The organism is Lentzea aerocolonigenes (genome assembly GCF_000955955.1).
Classification (GTDB): domain Bacteria; phylum Actinomycetota; class Actinomycetes; order Mycobacteriales; family Pseudonocardiaceae; genus Lentzea; species Lentzea aerocolonigenes_A.
Genome location: NZ_JYJG01000214.1, coordinates 1 through 20,669, shown reverse-complemented (window position 1 = coordinate 20,669; position 20,669 = coordinate 1). Strand labels below are relative to the sequence as shown.

The 20,669-nt window shown below is 70.2% G+C and carries 22 protein-coding genes and 1 pseudogene; 13 read left to right on the top strand and 10 right to left on the bottom strand.

Annotated features, from left to right (window positions below; genetic code table 11):
* Positions 1-7: 7 nt before the first annotated feature.
* The gene (locus UK23_RS53975) at positions 8-2,347 is read right to left on the bottom strand and encodes an FtsX-like permease family protein (protein WP_052685069.1); all 2,340 of its coding nucleotides are present in this window, start codon (positions 2,345-2,347) and stop codon (positions 8-10) included.
* Positions 2,344-3,060, bottom strand: coding sequence for an ABC transporter ATP-binding protein (locus tag UK23_RS26480; RefSeq protein WP_231114677.1), 717 nt, complete (start codon positions 3,058-3,060; stop codon positions 2,344-2,346). Before UK23_RS26480 ends, UK23_RS53975 begins: the two co-directional genes overlap by 4 nt.
* A 103-nt stretch (positions 3,061-3,163) precedes the next feature.
* Between UK23_RS26480 and UK23_RS26475 the strand changes: the two genes are divergently transcribed.
* Positions 3,164-3,976, top strand: coding sequence for a sensor histidine kinase (locus tag UK23_RS26475; RefSeq protein WP_052685068.1), 813 nt, complete (start codon positions 3,164-3,166; stop codon positions 3,974-3,976).
* On the top strand, positions 3,973-4,632 hold the full coding sequence (locus UK23_RS26470) for a response regulator transcription factor (RefSeq protein WP_045314348.1): 660 nt from the start codon (positions 3,973-3,975) through the stop codon (positions 4,630-4,632). The genes UK23_RS26475 and UK23_RS26470 overlap by 4 nt, the downstream gene beginning before the upstream one ends.
* Here the strand turns inward: UK23_RS26470 and UK23_RS26465 are convergent.
* Together UK23_RS26465 and UK23_RS26460 are read right to left on the bottom strand one after the other, a co-directional pair.
* Positions 4,599-5,789: a PP2C family protein-serine/threonine phosphatase gene (locus UK23_RS26465; RefSeq protein ID WP_156213388.1), complete on the bottom strand. Its 1,191-nt coding sequence runs from the start codon at positions 5,787-5,789 to the stop codon at positions 4,599-4,601. The genes UK23_RS26470 and UK23_RS26465 overlap by 34 nt on opposite strands.
* A complete protein-coding gene (locus tag UK23_RS26460; protein ID WP_045314347.1) occupies positions 5,786-6,586 on the bottom strand; it encodes an alpha/beta fold hydrolase in 801 nt (266 codons plus the stop codon). Before UK23_RS26460 ends, UK23_RS26465 begins: the two co-directional genes overlap by 4 nt.
* A gap of 79 nt (positions 6,587-6,665) precedes the next feature.
* Here UK23_RS26460 and UK23_RS26455 point away from each other — a divergent pair, with 79 nt between their 5' ends.
* A complete protein-coding gene (locus UK23_RS26455) occupies positions 6,666-7,040 on the top strand; it encodes a hypothetical protein (protein ID WP_045314346.1) in 375 nt (124 codons plus the stop codon).
* On the opposite strand, the gene UK23_RS26450 is transcribed toward UK23_RS26455, so the two are convergent.
* The 3 genes from UK23_RS26450 to UK23_RS53970 are packed head-to-tail and all read right to left on the bottom strand — an operon-like array spanning position 7,030 to position 8,121.
* A complete protein-coding gene (locus UK23_RS26450; RefSeq protein WP_052685067.1) occupies positions 7,030-7,611 on the bottom strand; it encodes a hypothetical protein in 582 nt (193 codons plus the stop codon). The genes UK23_RS26455 and UK23_RS26450 overlap by 11 nt on opposite strands.
* Positions 7,612-7,615: 4 nt before the next feature.
* The gene (locus UK23_RS51920; RefSeq protein ID WP_156213387.1) at positions 7,616-7,792 is read right to left on the bottom strand and encodes a hypothetical protein; all 177 of its coding nucleotides are present in this window, start codon (positions 7,790-7,792) and stop codon (positions 7,616-7,618) included.
* Complete coding sequence (locus UK23_RS53970) at positions 7,789-8,121, bottom strand: hypothetical protein (RefSeq protein WP_052685066.1); 333 nt, start codon at positions 8,119-8,121, stop codon at positions 7,789-7,791. The genes UK23_RS51920 and UK23_RS53970 overlap by 4 nt, the downstream gene beginning before the upstream one ends.
* Between UK23_RS53970 and UK23_RS55070 the strand changes: the two genes are divergently transcribed.
* Together UK23_RS55070 and UK23_RS26440 are read left to right on the top strand one after the other, a co-directional pair.
* On the top strand, positions 8,071-8,256 hold the full coding sequence (locus UK23_RS55070; RefSeq protein WP_419503904.1) for a GNAT family N-acetyltransferase: 186 nt from the start codon (positions 8,071-8,073) through the stop codon (positions 8,254-8,256). The genes UK23_RS53970 and UK23_RS55070 overlap by 51 nt on opposite strands.
* Complete coding sequence (locus UK23_RS26440) at positions 8,220-8,576, top strand: 5-carboxymethyl-2-hydroxymuconate Delta-isomerase (protein WP_045314344.1); 357 nt, start codon at positions 8,220-8,222, stop codon at positions 8,574-8,576. Before UK23_RS55070 ends, UK23_RS26440 begins: the two co-directional genes overlap by 37 nt.
* A 25-nt stretch (positions 8,577-8,601) precedes the next feature.
* Here the strand turns inward: UK23_RS26440 and UK23_RS26435 are convergent, their stop codons facing one another.
* The gene (locus tag UK23_RS26435; RefSeq protein ID WP_045314343.1) at positions 8,602-9,027 is read right to left on the bottom strand and encodes a peptidase inhibitor family I36 protein; all 426 of its coding nucleotides are present in this window, start codon (positions 9,025-9,027) and stop codon (positions 8,602-8,604) included.
* Between the two features lie 166 nt (positions 9,028-9,193).
* On the opposite strand from UK23_RS26435, the gene UK23_RS26430 reads away from it, so the two are divergent.
* Entirely contained in the window at positions 9,194-10,381 is a 1,188-nt protein-coding gene (locus UK23_RS26430) for a sensor histidine kinase (protein WP_196777897.1), read from the top strand.
* The gene (locus UK23_RS26425) at positions 10,378-11,034 is read left to right on the top strand and encodes a response regulator (RefSeq protein WP_045314342.1); all 657 of its coding nucleotides are present in this window, start codon (positions 10,378-10,380) and stop codon (positions 11,032-11,034) included. The genes UK23_RS26430 and UK23_RS26425 overlap by 4 nt, the downstream gene beginning before the upstream one ends.
* On the opposite strand, the gene UK23_RS26420 is transcribed toward UK23_RS26425, so the two are convergent.
* Positions 11,018-11,650, bottom strand: a complete 633-nt coding sequence (locus UK23_RS26420; RefSeq protein WP_045314341.1) for a response regulator transcription factor — start codon at positions 11,648-11,650, stop codon at positions 11,018-11,020. The genes UK23_RS26425 and UK23_RS26420 overlap by 17 nt on opposite strands.
* Positions 11,638-13,545, bottom strand: coding sequence for a sensor histidine kinase (locus UK23_RS48960; protein WP_231114680.1), 1,908 nt, complete (start codon positions 13,543-13,545; stop codon positions 11,638-11,640). The genes UK23_RS26420 and UK23_RS48960 overlap by 13 nt, the downstream gene beginning before the upstream one ends.
* Before the next feature lie 137 nt (positions 13,546-13,682).
* On the opposite strand from UK23_RS48960, the gene UK23_RS26410 reads away from it, so the two are divergent.
* From UK23_RS26410 to UK23_RS48955, 6 genes and pseudogenes are all read left to right on the top strand, one after another.
* Positions 13,683-14,285: a hypothetical protein gene (locus tag UK23_RS26410; protein ID WP_045314340.1), complete on the top strand. Its 603-nt coding sequence runs from the start codon at positions 13,683-13,685 to the stop codon at positions 14,283-14,285.
* The gene (locus tag UK23_RS26405; protein ID WP_045314339.1) at positions 14,282-14,848 is read left to right on the top strand and encodes a hypothetical protein; all 567 of its coding nucleotides are present in this window, start codon (positions 14,282-14,284) and stop codon (positions 14,846-14,848) included. Before UK23_RS26410 ends, UK23_RS26405 begins: the two co-directional genes overlap by 4 nt.
* The gene (locus UK23_RS26400) at positions 14,800-15,345 is read left to right on the top strand and encodes a hypothetical protein (RefSeq protein ID WP_045314338.1); all 546 of its coding nucleotides are present in this window, start codon (positions 14,800-14,802) and stop codon (positions 15,343-15,345) included. Before UK23_RS26405 ends, UK23_RS26400 begins: the two co-directional genes overlap by 49 nt.
* Positions 15,346-15,478: 133 nt before the next feature.
* A pseudogene (locus tag UK23_RS26395) lies at positions 15,479-17,287 on the top strand (glycoside hydrolase family 3 protein); the annotation flags it as partial.
* 24 nt (positions 17,288-17,311) lie between these two features.
* Positions 17,312-17,701 carry a carbohydrate-binding protein gene (locus UK23_RS53960; protein ID WP_231114679.1) on the top strand — a complete coding sequence of 130 codons (390 nt, stop codon included), beginning with the start codon at positions 17,312-17,314 and terminating at the stop codon, positions 17,699-17,701.
* A gap of 89 nt (positions 17,702-17,790) precedes the next feature.
* Positions 17,791-20,669: P-loop NTPase fold protein (locus UK23_RS48955; protein WP_269112312.1), on the top strand; the 2,879-nt coding region annotated here is incomplete at its 3' end.

Sequence of the window (20,669 nt, the reverse complement as noted above, 5' to 3'; positions counted from 1 at the left end):
CTTCCCCCTATTCGTTGTGCAGCACGGTGGCGATCGAGAGGCGTGCCGCTCCCCTGGCCGGCACGAGCGCGCCGAGCACGGCGATCACGACTCCCGCGAGAGCCAGCAGGGCGAGCGCGGGCGCGTGGTAGACCTCCATGAGGACGTCGACGGCGTCGGCCTGGCCCGCGTGCGCCATGGCCGGCACGACGAGCTGGTGCACCGCCACGCCGAGAGGCACCCCGGCCAGTCCGCCGGCCACGCCGAGCGCGCCCATGGAGGTCACCAGCATCACCGTGACCTGGCGCGGGGTCATGCCGATCGACTTCAGCATCCCGAGGTCGCGGCGGCGTTCACGGGCGTTGAGGACGACCGTGTTGAACACGCCGAGCGCCGCCACCGCACCCAGGACCAGCGTCAGCAGGACCGAGGCGCTGACGATGATCGCCGCCGACGACGACGTGCCGTCGCGTGGTGGCATGACGCGCAGGCCCGAGTCGCCTTTCCCGATCGCGGTCGTGAAACTCGCCCGGTCCGTGCCGGGCTTGAACTTGACCTGGTAGGAGTGCGCGCGAGTGCCTGGCGCGAGGACGCCCAGGGCGCTCCAGTCGGCGAAGATCTGGTCGTCGTTGTTGGTCAGCACGACCCCGGCGATCTTCAGCTCGGTGCGGTTCTCCCCGGCCTGCACGGTGATCGTGTCGCCGACGGCGAGCCCGCGCTGGTTGAGGAACCGCGACGGGACGATGACCTGGCCGGGGGCGTCCGGCCAGTGCCCGGTCAGCACGCGCGGACCGAGTGCGCCGGTGTCGCCGCGGTAGAAGAGGATCGTGGCGTTCTGGGTGCCGCCCGCGACCTCGGTCTCCAGCTGGGTCATCGCCAGCACCGCGGCCGTGCCGGGCAACGAGCGCAACATCTTCTCGTCGTCGGCGTCGCTCAACGTCGCGGCGGGCGGCCCGGTCATGTCCGATCCGGCCAGGTCCGGCGTCATCATGACCGGCATGCCCGGCGGTCGTCCGGCCAGGATCTCCACGCGGTCGTCGTAGCTCGGCCGGACCGCGTTGTTGTAGCCGTTCACCGACATCGTCACGCCCGCCGCGAGCGTCACGGTCGTGACACCGAGCACGACCGAGGCCAGGGTGAGGGCGCTTCGGCTCAGGCGGGCGAACGGCACGCCGAGGCCGAGGCTGACCGAACGCGGTAACGGTGTCCCGGTGAGCCAGCGCTGGATCCGCAACGCACGTCCGGAGTTCGCGGAGGTGCCCGCGCTGATCGCCTGGGCCGCCGGCAGCCTGCGGGCTCGCAGCGCCGGGACGAGTGCCGCCGACACCACGAGTGCGGGCATTCCCAGCAGTGCGGCGGCGGTCACCCACGGCGCGAAGCTCACGTCGGTCACGCCGAAGCCCTGGACCGCGTCCTGCACGATCGGCCTGGTGAGCAGGTTGCCCGCGAGCGTGCCGATAACACAGCCCGCGACCGCCGGGACCGAGACCATCACCAGGTACACCGCCATGACCTGGCCGGGCGTGAACCCGAGTGCCTTGAGCATGCCGATGTGCCGGAAGCCCGCGACCACCGCGCCGCTCACGACGTTGGCGACGATCAGCACGGCCACGACGAGACCGAGGATGCCGAAGATCATCAGGAACGGGATGAACACGCCCAGCTCGGACGTGACCTTGTCCTTCACCGTGAGGTGCGACAGGCTGCCCAGCACCGCGCCGTCGGGAAGGCCACGGGTGACCGTCTTCTGGTCCTCGGCCACCTCGGCCGCGGTGGCGGCGTCCGGGAACCGGTAGAGCATCTGCCACGCGGTCGGGCGCAACGCCTCGACCTGCTCGGGAGTCACCCACGCGTCGGCCGAGCCGGTGACGGAGTGCGCGAACCCGACGACGGTCAGCTCGGGCAGTCCGGCGGCGGTGATCTCCAGGCCGTGGCCGTCCGTGCCCTCTTCGCCCGGCGCACGGTTCAGGACGACCTCGCCGGGTGCGGTGGCCCAGCGGCCCTGCCAGACGGTGAGGCGGTCGACCGGGCCGCCGGGATCCGCGCGGCCCGCCACGGTGAGCGTGCCCAGGAAGACCGGGCTGGTCGAGGTGTCCACTGTGGCCTGTGCGAACGGGCCCGCGTACTCGGTCCGCCCCGCCGCCTGCCTCACCTGCTCCGCGGTGGTCCTGGCGGAGTCGAACGCCGTGGCGAGGTGCGCGCCGCGCTGGGTGGCGAAGGCCTTGTCGAACGGTGCGGCGGACGATTCGAGCAGGCCCAGCGCCATGACGATGGTCGCGGTGGACGCGCACACGACGATGCCGATCACGATCGTCTGCAGCACCCGTCGCCGCACCGCCGCCCACGCCGCTGTCCACACCGCGCTCACAGCGCCCGCTCCTGGGCCCGCTCCTGGGCCCGCTCCACGCTCTGCTCCCGCGCGATCCGGCCGTCGACGACCTCGAGCACCCTGCCGGCACACCGGGTCGCGAGCCGTTCGTCGTGTGTGACCAGCAGCAACGTCTGGCCGAACTGGTTGAGGTCGAGCAGCAGGTCCATCACCTGCTCCCCGGACCGGCTGTCCAGCGCACCGGTCGGTTCGTCGGCGAGCAGCAGCGCGGGCCGGTTCATCAACGCCCGCGCCACCGCGACCCGCTGCCGTTCGCCACCGCTGAGCCGAGCCGGATAGATGTTCTTGCGGTTCTCGATGCCGAGCTCACCGAACAGCTCCAGCGCCCGCTTGCGCGCCTGACCCGCCGGGGTGCCGGTGAGCTGAGCGGCCAGAGCGACGTTGTCCAGTGCCGACAGGTCGTCGAGCAGGTTGAAGAACTGGAAGATCATGCCGATCCCCCGCCTGCGGAACAGCGCGAGCCCGGTCTCGTCCAGCGACCCGAGGTCCGTGCCGTGCACGACGACCGAGCCGGACGTCGGCCGGTCGAGGCCCGCGATCATGTTGAGCAGCGTGGACTTGCCGCTGCCGGACGGTCCCATGACCGCGACCGCCTCCCCCGCCCGCACGGTCAGCGACAGCCCGTCCAGTGCTGTGGAGTCGCTGTACTCCTTGCGCAGGGCCGCTATTTCGACGACGGCGTCGTTGTTCATGGCCGCCATCCTGTTCGCCGGAGCCGATCCCCGGCATCAGTCCCGGGAGGTAACCTTCCGCACGGGGTCATCCCGGGGATGTAGCCGCTGCATCCCAGGTGTGATGCGCGCACACCTCGCGCTCTGGGAGGGTGATCGTGTGTGGGAGTTGATCGTGGCGGTCACCGCCTGCCTGGTCGCCGTGTTCCTCGCGGTGCGGCTGGCGATGGCGAAACGCGCGTACACCCGTGCGATGGAGGAACGCGGCTGGCTGCTCGAGCGGGAACGGGAAAGCGCCGCCCACGGAGCCGTCGACGCCGAACGCGCCCGCATCGCGCGGGAGCTGCACGACATCGTCAGCCACAACGTCAGCGTCATGGTGGTGCAGGCCGGAGCCGCCCGCCGGGTGCTCGCGACCGAGGCCGAAGAGGCGACCGGCGCGTTGCTCGCCGTGGAGTCCGCCGGGCGCGACACCATGACCGAGCTGCGGCACATGCTCGGCCTGCTCGCGCCGTCGGCCGACGGCGAGGACCTGCTGTCGCCGCAACCGGGTCTGAGCAGGCTCAGCGCGCTGGTCGACCGGATGTGCTTCGCGGGGCTGCCGGTCGAGGTCCGCATCTCGGGCGAACCGCGTGAGCTGCCGTCCGGAGTGGACCTGACGGCGTACCGGATCGTCCAGGAGGCCTTGACCAATGCGCTCAAGCACGGCGACGGCGGGAAGGCCGACGTGACGGTGCGCTACGCCGACCACTACCTGCGGGTCGAGGTGCTGAACACCGGCCCCAGCGTGCTGTCCGGCGACCCGGTGTCCACAACGGACGGTGAGGGTCGCGGGCTGCTCGGGCTGCGCCAGCGCGTGGCCGTCCTCGGCGGCGACCTCGACGCGCGCAGGCGGCTCGGCGGCGGGTTCCGGGTCCGGGCGAGGATTCCGCTGTGACCGCGCCACGGGTGGTGATCGCCGACGACCAGGCGTACGTGCGCATCGGGTTCCGGATGATCCTGACCTCGGGCGGCATCGACGTCGTCGGCGAGGCTGCCGACGGCGCCGAAGCGGTGACGGCCGTGCGGGACCTGAAGCCGGACGTCGTGCTGATGGACATCCGCATGCCGGCCATGGACGGCCTCGAAGCCACCCGCCGCATCGTGCGCGAGTCGCCCGACTGCCGGGTGCTGATGCTGACGACGTTCGACCTCGACCGGTACGTCTACGACGCTCTCGCGGCCGGTGCCAGCGGGTTCCTGCTCAAGGACGTGACGGCGGAGCACCTCGTCGCCGCCGTGCGCCTCGTCGAGACCGGTGACGCCCTGCTCGCGCCGTCGATCACCCGCCGGTTGGTCGAACGGTTCGCCACGGGCTCGCCCGTGGTTCCGCTGGTGCACCGGGATCTCGCCGCTCTGACACCTCGTGAACGGGAGGTGCTGACGCTGGTCGGGCACGGCCGGTCGAACGCGGAGATCGCCGACGACCTGACGTTGAGCGAGGCGACCGTGAAGACCCACGTGGCGCGCATCTTCGCCAAGCTCGAGCTGCGCGACCGGGCCCAGGCCGTCGTGCTCGCCTACGAGACCGGGCTGGTGGCGCCGGGCGGCTGAACGCTGAACGCCAGCAACGCGGTGTCGTCCTCGACGCCGGCACCGAACGAGGCCAGCAGCCCGGTCGCCGCGGCGATCACGGACCGCGCCGTGGCCGGGCCGCTCAGGTCGTCCCGCAGCTCTTCCTCGCTGTACCGGATGTCCGCGCCGATCCGCGCCTCGGTCAGCCCGTCGGTGTAGAGCAGCAGCGTGTCGCCCGGTCCCAGGTGGACGGTCGTGGTGGTGAACCGCGCCACCGGCAGCACGCCGACGAGCTGGCCGCCCGGCATGCGCACCAGCTCTCGCGTGCCGTCCGCGCGGATCAGCACCGGCGGCGGGTGCCCGCCGCAGGCCAGGGTGACGGTGGCGCCGGTGCCGTCCGGGCGGATGCGGCCGTAGATCACCGTGCACAGGCGCGGGTTCGTGTGGTTCAGCACGGCGTTGAGGTGCCGCAGCACGTCGGCCGGCTCCGGGTCGTCGATCGCCCCCGAACGCAGCGTGTAGCGGACCAGCGAGGTCACGACCGCCGCGTCCGCGCCCTTGCCGGACACGTCGCCGAGGAAGAAACCCCACGTGCCGGCGGTGAGCGGGAACAGGTCGTAGAAGTCGCCGCCGACCTGGTCGAGCGACGCCGGGTGGTAGTAGGCCTCGACCTCCACGCCCGGCACCTCGGGCAACGCCGGTGGGAGCAGGGTCTGCTGCAACGTTCTGGCCAGCTGCTGGGCCCTGTCGCGTTCCAGTTCGGCTTGCTGGCTGGCCCGCAGCAGCTCCTGCTCGTACGCGCGCCGGTCGCGGGCGTCGAACACGGTGGTGCGGATCAGCTGCGCCTGGCCGCCGGGCCCCTTCTTGACCACCGAGGTCAGCAGGACCGGCAGCCGCGTGCCGTCCGCGATCTTCATCTCCAGCGCCACCCCGCCGAGCTCGCCCTGCATGTGCAGCAACGGCAAGACGTGCGTCTCGTAGTACACGCGGCCGCCGACCGTGAGCAGATCGGGGAACCTGCGCCGGCCGACGAGGTCGTCGCGGTCGTGGCCGAGCCACCTGAGCAGCGTGGCGTTGACCTTCGCGATGGTGCCGTCCAGCAACGTGGAGACGTAGCCGCAGGGTGCGTTGTCGTAGAGATCCTCCGCGCTGTCCTCCAGCAACGCGGCGAAGGTCACGCACTCCGGCCCCGTCATCGGCCGACCACGAACTCCAGGATCGCCTCCGCCGTCGACTCCGGCGCACTCAACTGCGGACAGTGCCCGATCGCGTTCAGCGTCACCAGTTTGCTGCCGGCGATCTGGTCGTGCGTGAACTGCCCGACCTCCGGCGGCGCGATGGCGTCCACCGCGCACTGGATCACCAGCGTCGGCACGGTGACCTTCCGCAGGTCCTCCCTGTTGTCGGACAGGAAGGTGGCGCGGGCGAACACCCGCGCGATCGCCGGGTCGGTGCGGCAGAAGCTGTTCTTCAGCTCCTCTGCCAGTTCCGGCTGATCTGGATTGTCCACGATGACCGGTGCCATCGCCGCGGACCAGCCCAGGTAGTTCGACTCCAGGGCGGCGAGCAGCTCGTCGATGTCCGCTCGGCTGAACCCGCCGCGGTAGTCGCCATCGTCCACATAGCACGGTGACGGCGTGAGCAGGACCAGCTGCGCGAACCGTTCCGGCTCCCGGTTCGCCGCCAGCACCGCGATCATCGAGCTGACCGAGTGTCCGACCAGCACGACGTCCCGCAACTCGAGCTCGCGGCAGATGTCCAGCACGTCGTCGGCGTACCCGTCGAGCGTGCCGTGGCGCTCGGCGGACCACGCGCTCAGGTCCGAACGGCCGCTCCCGGTGTGGTCGAACAGCACGACGCGGCAGTGTTGTGCGAGATCCGGGACGATTCTGCGCCACAGGTTCTGGTCGCAGCCGAAGCCGTGCGCGAGGAGCACGGCCGGACCTTCCGGATTGCCGGTCACGACGACGTTGTTCCTGCGGGAGACATCCACCCCCAGATCCTAGGTGTGTGAACCCGGTGCGGGCGCGGGTACCTGTGCGTCGAGCTCTCTCCAGGAAGGAACGAACACCATGCCGCGCCGTCTGGTCGCACTGCCCTTCGCCCTGCTCACCGCCACGACGGCGCTCGACGTGCTGCACCTGCTCACCGGGCTGCCCGCGGTGCTCACCTGGCACCTCATCACCGCCGGGCTGCTGCTCGGCATCGCGGTCGTGGCCGCCGAGTGGCTCGACCGGATCTTCGCCGAACCCTCCGTCCCCGCGTCCGGGAGTGATCTCGGGGTCGCGCTCGTCCTCGTCCTGTTCGGCGTGAGCTGGGCGCTGCGGCTCGGCCGGCCGGAGTGGGAACCGACCTGGGCTGCGGTGCTCGCCGGGTGGGCCGGCGCGGCAGGGCTGCTCGCCATCAACTCGGTCCAGCGCCGCCACCCCGCCGCCGCTACCGGCTGAGCCCGGCCTGGCGGCGCAGCAGCTCCGCGATCGTGGCGTCGACCTCGTCGCGGTGCTGACGAAGCCGTTCCAGGGCTTTCGCGGTGCCCGCCTCGACCTCGTCCACGAGGTCCGCCGGCACCTCGTGGCCCTCCCAGCGCGGGACCTTTCCCATGCGGTTGTTGATGAAGTCGTGCAGCGAGTCCATGCTGTCGTTGAGCCGCTCGACCCACGACCGGCGCCGCCGCGCCTCCGTGTCGGGATCTTTCTCGTTCCAGGACGCGTCGCGCATCGTGCGGGTCAGCGCCTCGTCGGTGGCGCGGAAGTTGAGCAACAGCCTGGTGATCGCGTCCCGCACTGCCTCCACGTCCGCAGACCCGGTCCGCCTCGACCAGGTCCGTTGGCCACCCCGCCGCTTGTAGTGCTGCTGCATGGCCTGCTTGGACCGTCCTCCGTACTCCGCGCCCAGCTGTTCCCAGGTCCAGCCGCCGTCCAGGACCGCCTCGATCAGGACCCGTTCCGCCTGGTCGACGGACTCCCTGGCCCACGGCATCATCCGCAGCGCGCTCAACGACTCGTTCGACTCACTCACCTCGTCAACGTATGCGTTGACGGGCACGCGTGTCAACCGATGCATTGACGAACTGGCGAAACGTCAGCGGCTTGCGGCCGATCAGCCGCTGGAGTGTCTCGGGGTCGGCGGCCGTGGTCGGCCCGTGCTCGGCGACGCGCTGAGCGACGGCCGTGATGTGGCCTGCCATGTCCGGGTTCACGACCTGGTCCGCGGCGGACAGTTCGACCAGTTCCGCACGCCACTCCCCGCCGTCACGGGTTCGAAGCGGACCGGCCTGCCCAGCTCCTCGGTGAGGATCACCGCGATGTCGTCGTGGCTCAGCTCCTCGGCACCGGCCGGGTGGCAGATCGGGCCGTCGAACCGTTCGGGATGCAGGAGGGCTGCCACGGCGAACTCCGCGGCGTCCCGGCCGTTGATCCACGAGACGGGACCCCGGCCGAAGCAGTTGCGGATCACACCGTCCTCAATGGACTTTCCGTGCAGCGTCCAGATGTTCTCGTGGAACGCGGTGAGACGCCGTTCCTGCACGTGCTCGCGTCCAACACCAACGCCGTCCGGCTCTACGAGCGCATGGGCTTCCGCCAGCGGATCCGCACCGAGATGGTCGTCGCCGGTAGCGTGAGCTCATGCCACAGATCACCGTCGAGTACTCCGCCGAACTGAACGAGGCGTTCGACCGCCGCGCGTTCGCCCTAGCACTGCACCAGACGCTGTCGCCGCTGGTCAGCTCGGACGTGGCCGCGTTCAAGACGCGGTTCAGGCAGATCGAGGAGTCCGTGATCGGGGACGGCTCGCCCGCCGCGATGATCCACGTGCGGGTCGGGCTGCTGTCCGGGCGGCCGGTCGCGCTGAAGCAGGAGGTGGGGCGGGTGAGCATCGGGCTCGTGCGCGAGCACCTCAAGCCGGTCGAGGGGCTGCCGACCCAGCTGACCCTCGAAGTGCACGACCTGGATCGCGAGCAGTACCAGAAGATCGTGGTCTGACCGGAACAAAGCTGCTGCGGCCTTGCTAACAGTTCCAGGCGTGGGAGCCGATGTTGTAGTTCCCCGCCAGGATCGCCTGTTCCTCCCACGTGACGCAGTCGCCGACAGGGCCGCGGAAGCCCACGTTGCGGTAGATCGTCACCCCGACGTAGTACTTGCCGTGGTTGTAGACGTACTTCGGGTGGTTCCGGCCTGCCCAGGAGCACGCTTTGTACCAGTCGCGCTCGTTGTCCTTCCACTTGCACATGTGCCCGTATTTGTCGTAGACGCAGAAGTACTCCAGTGGACAGGCGTTGTAGTTCGGCGGCTTTTCGGCCGCCGCCACCGTCGCGCTGTCCCCTGTCCACACGCCGCTGCTCGCCGCTGCCGGGCCGGCCCCCACCACGGCCGGCACCAGCGCGACGACGAGAACCGCGAACATCCCCAGCACCGATTTGCTGCCGCGCTTCATCTTTCCCCCTCCCTCGCCGGACCCGTTGCCCGGCAAGGAAAACGGTACGAACGCGGCGTGCGCGCGTCGTCGGGCGCGGAGTTGATGTCCGGGTAGACCCTTGCGGCATCGGCGAATACACCGCTCGGTTGACGCCACCCGGCCCAGTGATCAATACCGTGACGGGATGAACCTGCGCTGGTGGTGGGCGTGGAGACCGCCGATGACCGATCCCGCGGTCGCCGTGCTGGTCACCGCGGCCGCGCTGTGGGTCGGCAGCGAGCACTTCCCGCACGGCTGGGGTTTCTCGCCGCTCGCCTACCTGCTGACGGCGCTGATCTTCCTGCCCCTCGCGGTGCGCCGCCGGTGGCCGGTCGCGGTGTCGCTGACGAGCTCGCTCGCGCTGCTGGCGTACCTGGCGGCGGGCTACGACCAGCTGAACCTCAACTTCTGGGGGCCGTTGCTGGCCCTGTACTCGGCGGCGTCGTTGCGGCCGGCCAGGAGGATCGTGCTGAGCTGGGCGGTCACGATCGTCGCGATGTTCTGGTCGTCGCGGCTCGTGCCGGGCATGTCGGTGGGGCTCGGGCTGGTGGAGTCCGTGCTGTTCCCGAGCCTCGCGTGCGTCTTCGGTTCGGTGAGCTACCGGCTGGCCCAGCGCAACGACCAGCTCGCCGACGTCGCCGACCGGTTGCGCGCGGAGCAGGAGGCACGGGCGGCGCTCGCCGTGGCGCAGGAACGGGTCCGCATCGCCCGCGAGCTGCACGACGTCGTCGCGCACCACCTGTCGGTGATCTCGGTGCAGGCCGGTCTGGCCGAGTACGTGTTCGACGCCGACGCGTCGACCGCGCGCAAGGCCGTGGACACGATCTCGACCGTCAGCCGGGAGGCGCTGCACGAGCTGCGCCGGTTGCTCGTGCTGCTGCGGGTCGACTCGGACGCGCCCGGCTACGAGGGTCCCGGCCACGATCCCGCGCCGGGTCTCGCCGACCTGCCGCAGCTCGTCGACCGGGTCCGCGCCGCCGGGGTCGCGGTGAAGCTGGGCATGAGCGTGCCGGATCCGGACGCGTTCCCGCCCGGCCTGCAGCTGTGCGCGTACCGCGTGATCCAGGAGGCGCTGACCAACGTGCTGAAACACGCTCCTGGCGAGCGCGCGCGGGTGCTCGTGCGCTGCGACCGGCGGCAGCTGACGGTCGTCGTGGAGAACGAGGGGAATGCGGGGAACGCGGGCGGGACACCGGGGACGGGGCACGGGCTCACGTCGATGCGGGAACGCGCCGCGCTGTACGGCGGCACACTGGTCGCGGGGGCACGGCCGGAGGGCGGGTACGCGGTCGCGCTGACGTTGTTCGTGGACGAGGTGGGGGCACTCGGATGATCACCGTGCAGGTCGTGGACGACAACAGCCTGATCCGCGCCGGTCTGGCGGCACTGCTGCGGGCCACACCGGATCTCGACGTGGTCGCCGAGGCGGCCGGCGGGATGCACGCGATCCACCTCGCGGCCAGGACCAGGCCGGACGTGATCCTGATGGACATCCGCATGCCCGGTGTCGACGGCATCACCGCGATGAAGCGCATCATCGCCGACGCGGGGTCGCTGCCGCCGCGGGTGATCATGCTGACGACGTTCGACCTCGACCAGTACGTGTACGAGGCGTTGCGGGCGGGCGCGTCCGGGTTCCTGTTGAAGGAAACCCAGCCGCGGCAACTGGTCTCGGCCATCCGGGTCGTCGCGGAGGGCGAGAAGCTGTTCGCCCCCACCGTGATCAAGCGACTGATCGACGCCTATGTGCACCGGCCGGAGGTGCCGTCGGCGCCCAGTCTCAGCGAGCTGACCCCGCGTGAGCAGGAGATCCTGCGGCTGGTGGCGACCGGCCGGTCCAACGCCGAGATCGCGGCCGAGCTCGTGATCAGCGAGGCGACGGTGAAGACCCACCTCAACCGCACGATGACCAAGCTCGCACTCACCAGCAGGGCGCAGGCGGTCATGGTCGCCTACGAGTCGGGCCTCGTCACCCCTTCGCGTTGAGGTGGGCCAGCACGGCCAGCACGCGGCGGTGACCGTCCTCATCGGACGGCAGATCGAGTTTGACCAGCAGGTGCCGCACGTGGGCCTCGACCGTGCGTTCGCTGAGCTGCAACCGTTTCGCGACACCGGTGTTCGTGAGGCCCTGCGCCATCAGTTCGAGCACGGTGCGTTCGCGTTCGGAGAGCACCGCGAGCGAGCCGCGTCCGAGCAGGCCCGCGACCACGTGCGGGTCCAGCGCCGAGCCACCGCGGGCGACCCGGTCCGCTGCAGCGAGGAAGTCGGCCACGTCGAGCACGCGGTCTTTGAGCAGGTAACCGAAACCGGGCTCGGTGATCAGCTCGGCCACGTGGGTGCCCTCGACGTGCTGTGACAGCACGAGAACGCCGAGCCCGGGATGCTTCTTCTTGAGTTCACGAGCCGCTCGGGCGCCCTCGTCGGTGAACGTCGGCGGCATCCTGATGTCCACGATGACCAGGTCGGGGGCGAGCGCGGAGACAGCTGAGGCGAGGCCGGTCGCGTCGCCGAGGGTGGCGACGACCTCGTGGCCGCTGTCCGCGAACAGACGGGCCAGGCCGTCGCGCAGCAACGCCTGGTCTTCGGCGATCACGACTCGCACGGCACCTCCGCTGTCACTGTCGTTCCGGCACCTGGTTCGCTGTCGACGCGCAGTGTGCCGCCGAGTGCGGCCACCCGGTCGGCCAGGCCCGTCAACCCGCTGCCCTCGGACGGTGCCGCTCCCCCGATCCCGTTGTCCGTCACGGTGACCACGAGGTTTCCGTCGTGATGGGCGACCGTCAACGCGACCGTGGTGGCGTGCGCGTGCTTGACCGCGTTGGTCAGCGCCTCGCAGCCCACGAAGTAGGCGGCGGCTTCCACGTTCTCCGCGAACCGCTGCGGCGGGGCTTCCACTTCGACGTGCAGCGGGGTGCGGCGGGCGAGGTCGTCGAACGCGGGCCGGAGTCCGCCGTCGAGCTGCAGGCCGTGGGCGAGGTCGCGGAGTTCCTGGATGGCGACGGCGACCTCGTTCACCGCCTCGTCGATCGTGTGCCCGGCCTGCTCGGGTGTGCTGGTGGTGAGCTGGTGCTGGGCGTGCCGCAACGCGAGCCCGATGGCCACGAGTCGTTGCTGGGCGCCGTCGTGCAGGTCGCGCTGGACGCGGCGGCGTTCGGCGTCACCGGCGGCGACGATGCGCGCCCTGGACGCGCGCACCTCGGCCAGTTGACGCCGCAGCTCGACGCGCAGCCGGGCGATCTCGACGGCCAGCCCGCCTGCTTCCACGACCTCGCGCACCAGAGCGGCCTGCGGTGTCTCGTGGACGACCACGCCGACCGGGCGACCATCGCGTTCCACCACCACACGGGATCCCGTGATGTCCGGGCGTGCTCTGCCGTCGAGGTCGACGTGCTCCTTGCTCTCGGGCAGGTAGACGAGGAGGTCGGTCGCCGGATCGTTCAGCACCTCGCGCAGCACGCGGACCACGTCCTCCGGCTCGGCCTTCCCCGCCCGCAACGCCTCGAGGAAGTCCGCCATGCGTCTGCGGGCGTCGTGGCGGGCCCGGTTGAACCGCCGGTCGACGACGTCCTGGACCCGATCGCGCAACGGCCGGAAAGCCAACGCCGCCACCAGCGTCGCGGCCGCCGTGGCCCAGTTCGAACCGCGGCCGAACGCCGTGCCGACCACGACGACCGTCACGGCGTAGGCGGCGATCAACAGGATGGTGAGCAGGCCGTAGCTGGTGAGCAGGCCGTAGCTGATCGTGCGGCTGATCACGACGTCCACGTCGAACAGCCGGTAGCGCAGGATGGCCAGGCAGGCGGCGATCGCGAGCCCCATCAGCACGACCGCGGCGATCACCCCGGCGGCCGGCGTGACGTACCAGAGCGCGAAGGACAGCGGGAGCCCGATACCCGCGAGTGCCGCCGCGAACACGAACCACTTGAGCTGCTGCCGCAGGAGGCCTTCGGATGCCCTGAACCGCATGATCAGCGACAGCACCGAGGCGGCAAGAGCGCCCAGGAAGAGCGGCATCCCCGCCCAGAGCAGCAGGCCGGGCAGCGGGCCCTCGACCGCCAGCGGGTTGTGGCCGTCGGAGAAGCTGCGGTCCAGGCCGGGACTGAGCCCCCAGCCGGCCATCGCCAGCACCGTGCCCGCTGCGCCCACCCACGGCACCGGGCGCCACCGCCCGGCGTTGCCGTCCGGGAAGAGCACGAAGACGAGAATCCAGCCGTAGCCGCTCGGCAGCCAGCTGATCCAGCTCAGCCACTCCAGGTAGGGCCCGCCCGGCAGGTCGCGCAGTGCCCACGCCTGGAAGAGATCGGCCATCACCGCGTTGAGCAACGCGAACCCGAGGAACAGCCGCCCGATGACACTGCGCCGGGCGATCAACGCTCCGGCACCGGCCATCACGACCGTCTGGACCGCGTACATGACCGTGTCGTAGTGGGGTTCGAGGCCCCACCCGAGGGCGGTCGCGGCGAGTTCCGCGACCGCGGTCAGCGCGAAGAACAGCATCGGCACTGCGTCATCGTCGCAGCTCCTGACGGTGCCGACCACAGTGCTGGCACTGCATCGGGTTCGGTGCCCACGCCGATGACCGCGCGGTGTGCCGAGCCGCACGCTTCACGGCATCCAATCCGAAAGAGGTCGCCATGTACGCGTTGAGTCTCATTTCCGGGGCCGCGGCAACCGTCCTGTCCGGGGTGCTGACGCAGTTCTTCGTGCTGCCGTCCACCACGGTCGCCGACACGCAGTGGAGCTATCCGTGGCCCAGCGACACGTTCGTGCTCGTCTGCCTGGTGTACGCGGTGTTCCACGCGCTGGTGCTCGTCGGTGTCCTCGGCTTCGCCCGCGGTGATGCTGTTGGAACGAGTCGCGCCGCTCGGGCCGGTGGCGCGCTGGCGGTCGCCGGTACGGGCGTGCTCCTCGTGGCCGAACTGGCGTCGATCCCGTTCCGCGACGAGGCGTTGTCCGCCACCGGACCGTCGGTCGTCGGTGCGGTCTTCGGGCTGGGCACGCTGCTCACCGCCGTGGGGTTCCTGATGCTCGGCGTGACCACGTTGCGAGCCGGGGTGTGGCAGGGCTGGCGGCGGTACGTCCCGCTGGCCACCGGTGTCTGGACGACGCTGCTGGTCGGCCTGGCCGCCACCCCCCTGCTTCCCTTCGGAGTCGGCGTCTACGGTTTGTGCTTGCTGCTGCTGGGTGTCGCGATGCGGAGCCCGGTCGTGGCGACCACGGCGAGGATCGCGGTGTGAGACCCGCACTGATCGGCGCGGTCTGCGGCCTGGCCTGGGCCGCGGGCCTGCGCGCGTTGATGTCGGCACTCGCGGGGCCGGAGTCGCAGGTCAGCTGGTACGGCACGTTCGGCCAGGTGCTGTTGCCCGGCGTGGTCGTCGGTGCGTTGCTCGGGCACTCCGTGCAGTCGGGTATCCGGCGGCTCATGCTGGCACCGCTGGTGTTCGCGGGTGCGATCTTCGTGTCGCCGGACGTGCTCGAAGGCCGGCTGTTCACCGGTGGCATCGGCGGAGGAGCCGTTGCCCTGCCGTTGTTCGGCATCGCGGGTGGCTACGCGCTCGCCGGGCGGGGTCCGAAGTGGACTCGGGTGCTCGCCGGAATCTTTGCCCTGGCACCGTTTCCGGCGTGGGCGTGGGCGAGCTCGTTGTTCGGGCCCGGGTTCGCGCTGACGTCTCCCCGTGGCGCGTGGATCGCGGTGTTCTTCTACTCGCTGATCGCGACTCTCCAGCTGGCGTGCGCGCTACCGTACGGCGCGTGGAGATCACAGACGGCAGAGCCTTCCCCGCAGCTCTCGTCGCGTTGAGCGGCATCGAGTTCCCGTGGGACTACGACGACAAGACCGAGGAGGCGGCGCCGGGCAACATCGACTACGAGCCCTACCAGGAGTTCGACTCCGCCGAGGAGACCACCGACTGGATCAGGTCCTGGACCGGGAACAAGGAGCTCGACGGCGACGCGTTCCGGGTGTTCGGGCAGGACGGCACTGGCGGGCTGGTCACCAGCTGGCTCGTGCGGCCAGGGCAACCGCTCGTCGACCAGCCGGTGGCGTTCTTCGGCTCCGAGGGCGAGGCCGGGATCGTGGCGTCGAGCTTGGGCGAGTTCCTGTGGTTGCTCGCAGGCGGGGTCGGGCCGCAGGAGGCCGTCGAGTTCGGGTCCGACAGCGGGGTGCCACACGACGAACTCCGTGCCGTGGCGGAGGAGCACTCGGGAAGCGGGCCGCGCACGCCCGCGGAGGTTCTCGAAACCGCACGCGCCGAGTTCCCGCAGTTCAGCCGAACCGTCGAGTCGTGGTGCCGCTGAACGCCGACCGAGGGGAACCGGAACGAGGACCGGTTCCCCGATGGTCTATACCACTTTGGGGGGTGGGGTTACGCTCGGTCAACCCTGTTGTGCCGCAAGGTAAACAGGACCTCATCCCCCGGAGGTCTGCCCCATGAGAAAGCTCCTCGCGGCCGTGCTCCTGCTGACGGCCGCAGCAGTCCCCACCGGTACGGCCGCCGCGGCTGACCCGATCTACCTGGACCCGTCCCAGCCGATCCCCGCGCGCGTGTCCGACCTGCTCGGCCGGATGTCGCTCGACGAGAAGGTCGGGCAGATGACGCAGGCGGAGCGCAACGCCGTCTCGAACGCCGACCTGACGAACTTCCGGATCGGGTCGCTGCTGTCCGGTGGCGGTTCCGCGCCGTCGCCCAACAACGCCACGTCGTGGGCAAACATGTACGACAGCTTCCAGAACGCGGCCAGGGCCACGCCGCTGAAGATCCCGCTGATCTACGGCGTGGACGCGGTGCACGGCCACAACAACGTCGTCGGCGCCACGATCTTCCCGCACAACATCGGCCTCGGCGCGACCCGCGACCCCGGTCTGGTGCAGCGGATCGGCCGGGCCACCGCCGAGGAGGTGTCGGGCACCGGCATCGACTGGGACTTCGCGCCGTGCCTGTGCGTCGCGCGCAACGACCGCTGGGGCCGCACCTACGAGTCGTTCGGCGAGACGCCCGAGAACGCGACGTCGATGACCACGCTGATCACCGGTCTGCAGGGCGCCAAGCTCTCCGACCCCGGCTCGGTTCTCGCCACCGCCAAGCACTACATCGGCGACGGCGGCACGACCGACGGCGACGACCAGGGCAACACGCAGGTCAGCGAGGCCGAGCTGCGTGCTGTTCACCTGCCGCCGTTCCGCGAGGCCGTCGCGAAGGGCGTCGGTTCGGTGATGATCACGTACAGCAGCGTCAACGGCCTCAAGACGCACGCCAACAAGTACCTGATCACCGACGTGCTCAAGGGCGAGCTCGGCTTCAGCGGCCTCGTCGTGTCGGACTGGAACGCCATCGACCAGATCGACGGCCAGCCGGGCTTCACCGCGGCCGAGGTCCGCACGTCGATCAACGCCGGCCTCGACATGATCATGGCGCCGACCGAGTGGCGCTCGTTCATCACGCTGCTCAAGGCCGAGGTGCAGGCGGGCCGGGTGCCGATGTCGCGCATCGACGACGCGAACCGCCGCATCCTGACCAAGAAGTTCGAGCTCGGGCTGTTCGAGAAGCCGCTGACCGACCGGTCTTTCACGCCTTCGGTGGGCAACGCGGCACACCGCGCGCTGGCTCGCGAGGCCGTGCGCAAGTCGCAGGTGCTGCTGAAGAACCAGAACGGCGTGCTGCCGTTGCCGAAGACCGCTTCCAAGATCTTCGTGGCGGGCAAGAGCGCGGACAACATCGGCTACCAGAGCGGTGGCTGGACGTTGTCGTGGCAGGGCGGCAGCGGCCCGACGCAGCCGGGAACCACTGTGCTGCAGGGCATCCGCTCGGCCGTGTCGCCGTCCACGACGGTGACGTACAACCGCAACGGCACCGGCATCGACGGCTCCTACCAGGCCGCCATCGCGGTGATCGGTGAGACGCCGTACGCCGAGGGCGCGGGCGACAAGCCGGGCGCGATGGGCCTCGACAGCGAGGACCTGGCGACGCTGAACACGGTGCGCGCCACGGGTGTCCCAGTCGTGGTGGTGCTGGTGTCCGGCCGCCCGCTGGACATCGCGGCGCAGCTGCCGCAGTGGACCGCCCTGGTCGCGGCCTGGCTGCCGGGCACCGAGGGCAACGGCGTCGCGGACGTCCTGTTCGGCGACTACCGCCCGACCAGCACGCTGCCGTTCACGTGGATGCAGAGCGCCTCGCAGCAGCCGATCAACGCCGGTGACGGCAAGACGCCGCTGTTCCCGTACGGCTTCGGCGCGCAGTTCCCGGCAACGCAGAACGCCTACGCGCTGATCGGCGCCTCGTACTACGACGAGCAGAGCGGCACGCAGGTCCAGCGCTGCACCGACTCCGGCTGCGGCCAGAACATCGGCTACCTGACGCCGGGCGACTACGTGGCCTACGCGGACGTCGACTTCGGTGCCACGCCGCCGGCGTCGGTGACCACGCGGATCGCCTCCGCCTCGACCGCCAACGGCACGCTGCAGTACCGGCTGGACAGCCCGGCCGGGCCTCTGGTCGCCACGGTGTCCGCGGCGAGCACGGGTGGCTGGCAGACGTGGACTTCGCGCACGGCTGCGGCTTCCGGGGCTACCGGGGTGCACCGGCTCTACCTGGTGGCGACCGGTGGCACGGGCGGTGACCTGGCGAACGTGAACTGGTTCCAGTTCGCCCGCTAGCCGGTTCCGGCCGAACGGGGCTTCTCCGCAGAGCCCCGTTCGGCCCAGCGCCGGGTAACACCGGGTTCGCCCCGGTCGATCTTTGTTTCATGGCAGGCAGACGGCTGGCAGTTCTCTTCGCCGGGGCGGAGTACACCACTGAGCTGGCCTCCTTCCCGTTCGCCGCCAAGCGCGCCGAACGGCTCTCGGAAGCACTGCAGCGGTTCGGTTACGACTGCCAGACCCACCTGAACCACACGTCCCGCGAGATCCGCGAAAGCGTCCGAAGCCTCATCGCGACCACCGTGCCCGGCGATGCCGTGATCGTGTACGTCCTCGCGCACGCCGTGCTCGACAGTGCAGGAACCGTGCACGTCGTCGGCTCGGACGGCCGGCCGGGAACCGAAGATCTCCAGGCGATGGCCACCAGTGAACCGGAACCGGGGCGCGCTCCGGCTCTCTTCCTGCTCGACCTGGCCTCGGCCGCCGCGCTCGTTGCGGATGACGTCGACCAGTTCGTCGAGGCACCCGCGTTGATCATCGCCGCGGAAACCCCGTGGGAGGACTTCCGCGGGGACTTCAGCTCCGCCGCGGCCAACGTGATCAACGAACTGGCGGACGGCACGGAGATCGTCAGCTCCGCGGGCGAGTACATCCCCTTGACCGTGGTGGCCCGGGAGATCCAGCGATGGCTCAACGACCGGAGCGCGGCACCGGAACGCACGTTCACGACCATCGCGGACGCCGGCGAAGATCTCCCGTTCTTCCCCAATCCCCGCTATCAACCCGAGAAACCTCCGCTCCGAGAGTCACTGCGCGGCGAGCGCGCCAACTCGGTGGCGGTGACCGAAGTGAACGGCTCGGTGATGTTCGCGGCCGGCACGACCCTCGGACTGGTTCTGTGCGATGTCGACGGTGTGCCGGTCAACCACGTCGTGACGGCCGCCCAGTACTCGGTGGCGACCATCCCCGGCATGAACGCGATCTTGTGCGGTGCGGAGGACGGCGCCGTCACCGTCCGGTCGCTGCCCGAACTGGACGTGCAGGCCCAGGCGCAAACGCACATCGGGAAGATCACGGGCGTAGCGGCGGCCATCGTGGGAGGACCCGTCCTCGCGGCGTCCGTGGGGGAAGAACGAGCTATCAGGGTGTGGGACGCACAAGCCCCGAGCAGACCCTACGAGCAGCTGAGGCCAGAATCAGGGCTCGTTGGCCCGCTCAGGTTCGCGGTGGGCGCGAACACCCGGCCACTGTTGGTATGTGGCACCAGTGACGGCATCCAAGCGTGGGATCTCGACACCTTCACGACCGCGTGGCGAATCTCGCTGGGCTCGCCGGTGCACGACATCGCCGCCGGATTCGCTGTCGGCCGCCAGGTGCTGGTGAGTGTCCAGGACGACGGCTCGTTCACCGTTCTGGACCAGGACAACGGGGACATCATCGGGAGCATGTCCAGCAGTGACAACGCCTACCGAAGCGTGGCACTGGTGGACGAGGGAACCGCCGTGGCGGGCGGTCGCGGCGGCAGAATCGACGTCATCGATCTGCGGGCTGCGAGAATCCGGCCGTTGACCGATCTCGGCGCGGGTGAGATCTGGTCGCTCGCGCTCTACGACTCCGCGAACGGGCCTGCGATCGTCGCGGCCACGGACGACGGCGTTCGAACCGTGCCGCTGGGACCGACGCCTCCCCCGCCGGTGCCACGCGGCTACGCGGGGTACGTGCCCGACGTCGAGACCGGCGTCGATCGGCTGGGCATCACCGGCGAGGTCCACACGTTGTGCGACCTGGTGCTGGCGCGGGAGATCGCACCGCCGCTGTCGATCGGGCTCTTCGGGGACTGGGGCACCGGCAAGTCGTTCTTCATGGAGCAGATGCGCGACCGCATCGGCCGGCTCACCGCCGCGTCGCAGACCGCCGGCTTGGAGGGGCGCGACTCGGCGTTGTGCTCGCAGGTCTGCCAGATCAAGTTCAACGCCTGGCACTACATCGACGTCGACCTGTGGGCGAGTCTCGCCGCGACGATCTTCGACCAGCTGGCGGCTGCGGACGCGTCGACGGTGTCCCGCAAGGTCCTCAAGGATCTGCCGTCGGTGCGGAAGGCGCACGAGGATCTCCGTCGGCGGCAGGAGGCGACACGTGAACTGCTCAAGGCCACCGACGAGGAGTTGAAGGCGGAGACTCCGATCCGCGTGGGCGAAGTGATCACCACCGACACCGTTCGAAAAGCAGCGCGTGAAGCGGCCAGCAAGGTCGACGAGGCGTTGGAGAAGGCCGGTGTGCCGAAGGACAAGGTGACCGGACTCGATCTGCGCGAGGTCGCGAGCACCGCGGGGACGTTGTCGCAGAACCTGCGTTTCGTGTTCCAGCGGACCGGATGGCCTCTTCGGCTCCTGCTGATCGTGGGTCTGGTGCTGGTCGTGGCCGGGCCGCTGGTCGTCGGCGCCTTCTTCGGGGACGAGCTGGGCACGCTCCGAACGACCCTCGCCTCCTACGCCGTCTTCGGGGTCGGCGCGCTGCTGCTTGCCAAACCGCTCCTCAACCGCGCGGCACGGGCGGTCAACCTGGTCAAGGACCTGGTCACGAGCGTCGATGACCAGCGCAGGGCACCGGTGGAGGCGCGGCGGGATACGTTGCGGCACCGCATGGTCGAGATCGACCAGGAGATGCTCGGCCTCAACGCGCAGGTCAAGGCTCTCCACCGCGGCAGCAGCATCAGCGCGTTCGCCATGGAGCGCACCGAATCCGACAACTACCGCAGCCACGAGGGCATGGTCGCCACCCTGCGGCGCGACCTGGAGGAGATGAGCCGGCGCCTCACCGCCACCACGAAGAACGGCCAGTCCGCCGACCTCGAACGGATCATCCTCTACGTCGACGACCTCGACCGGTGCCCGCCCCGCCGAGTGGTCGAGCTGCTGCAGGCCATTCACCTCCTGCTGGCGTTCCCGTTGTTCGTCGTGGTGGTCGGGGTGGACTCGCGCTGGCT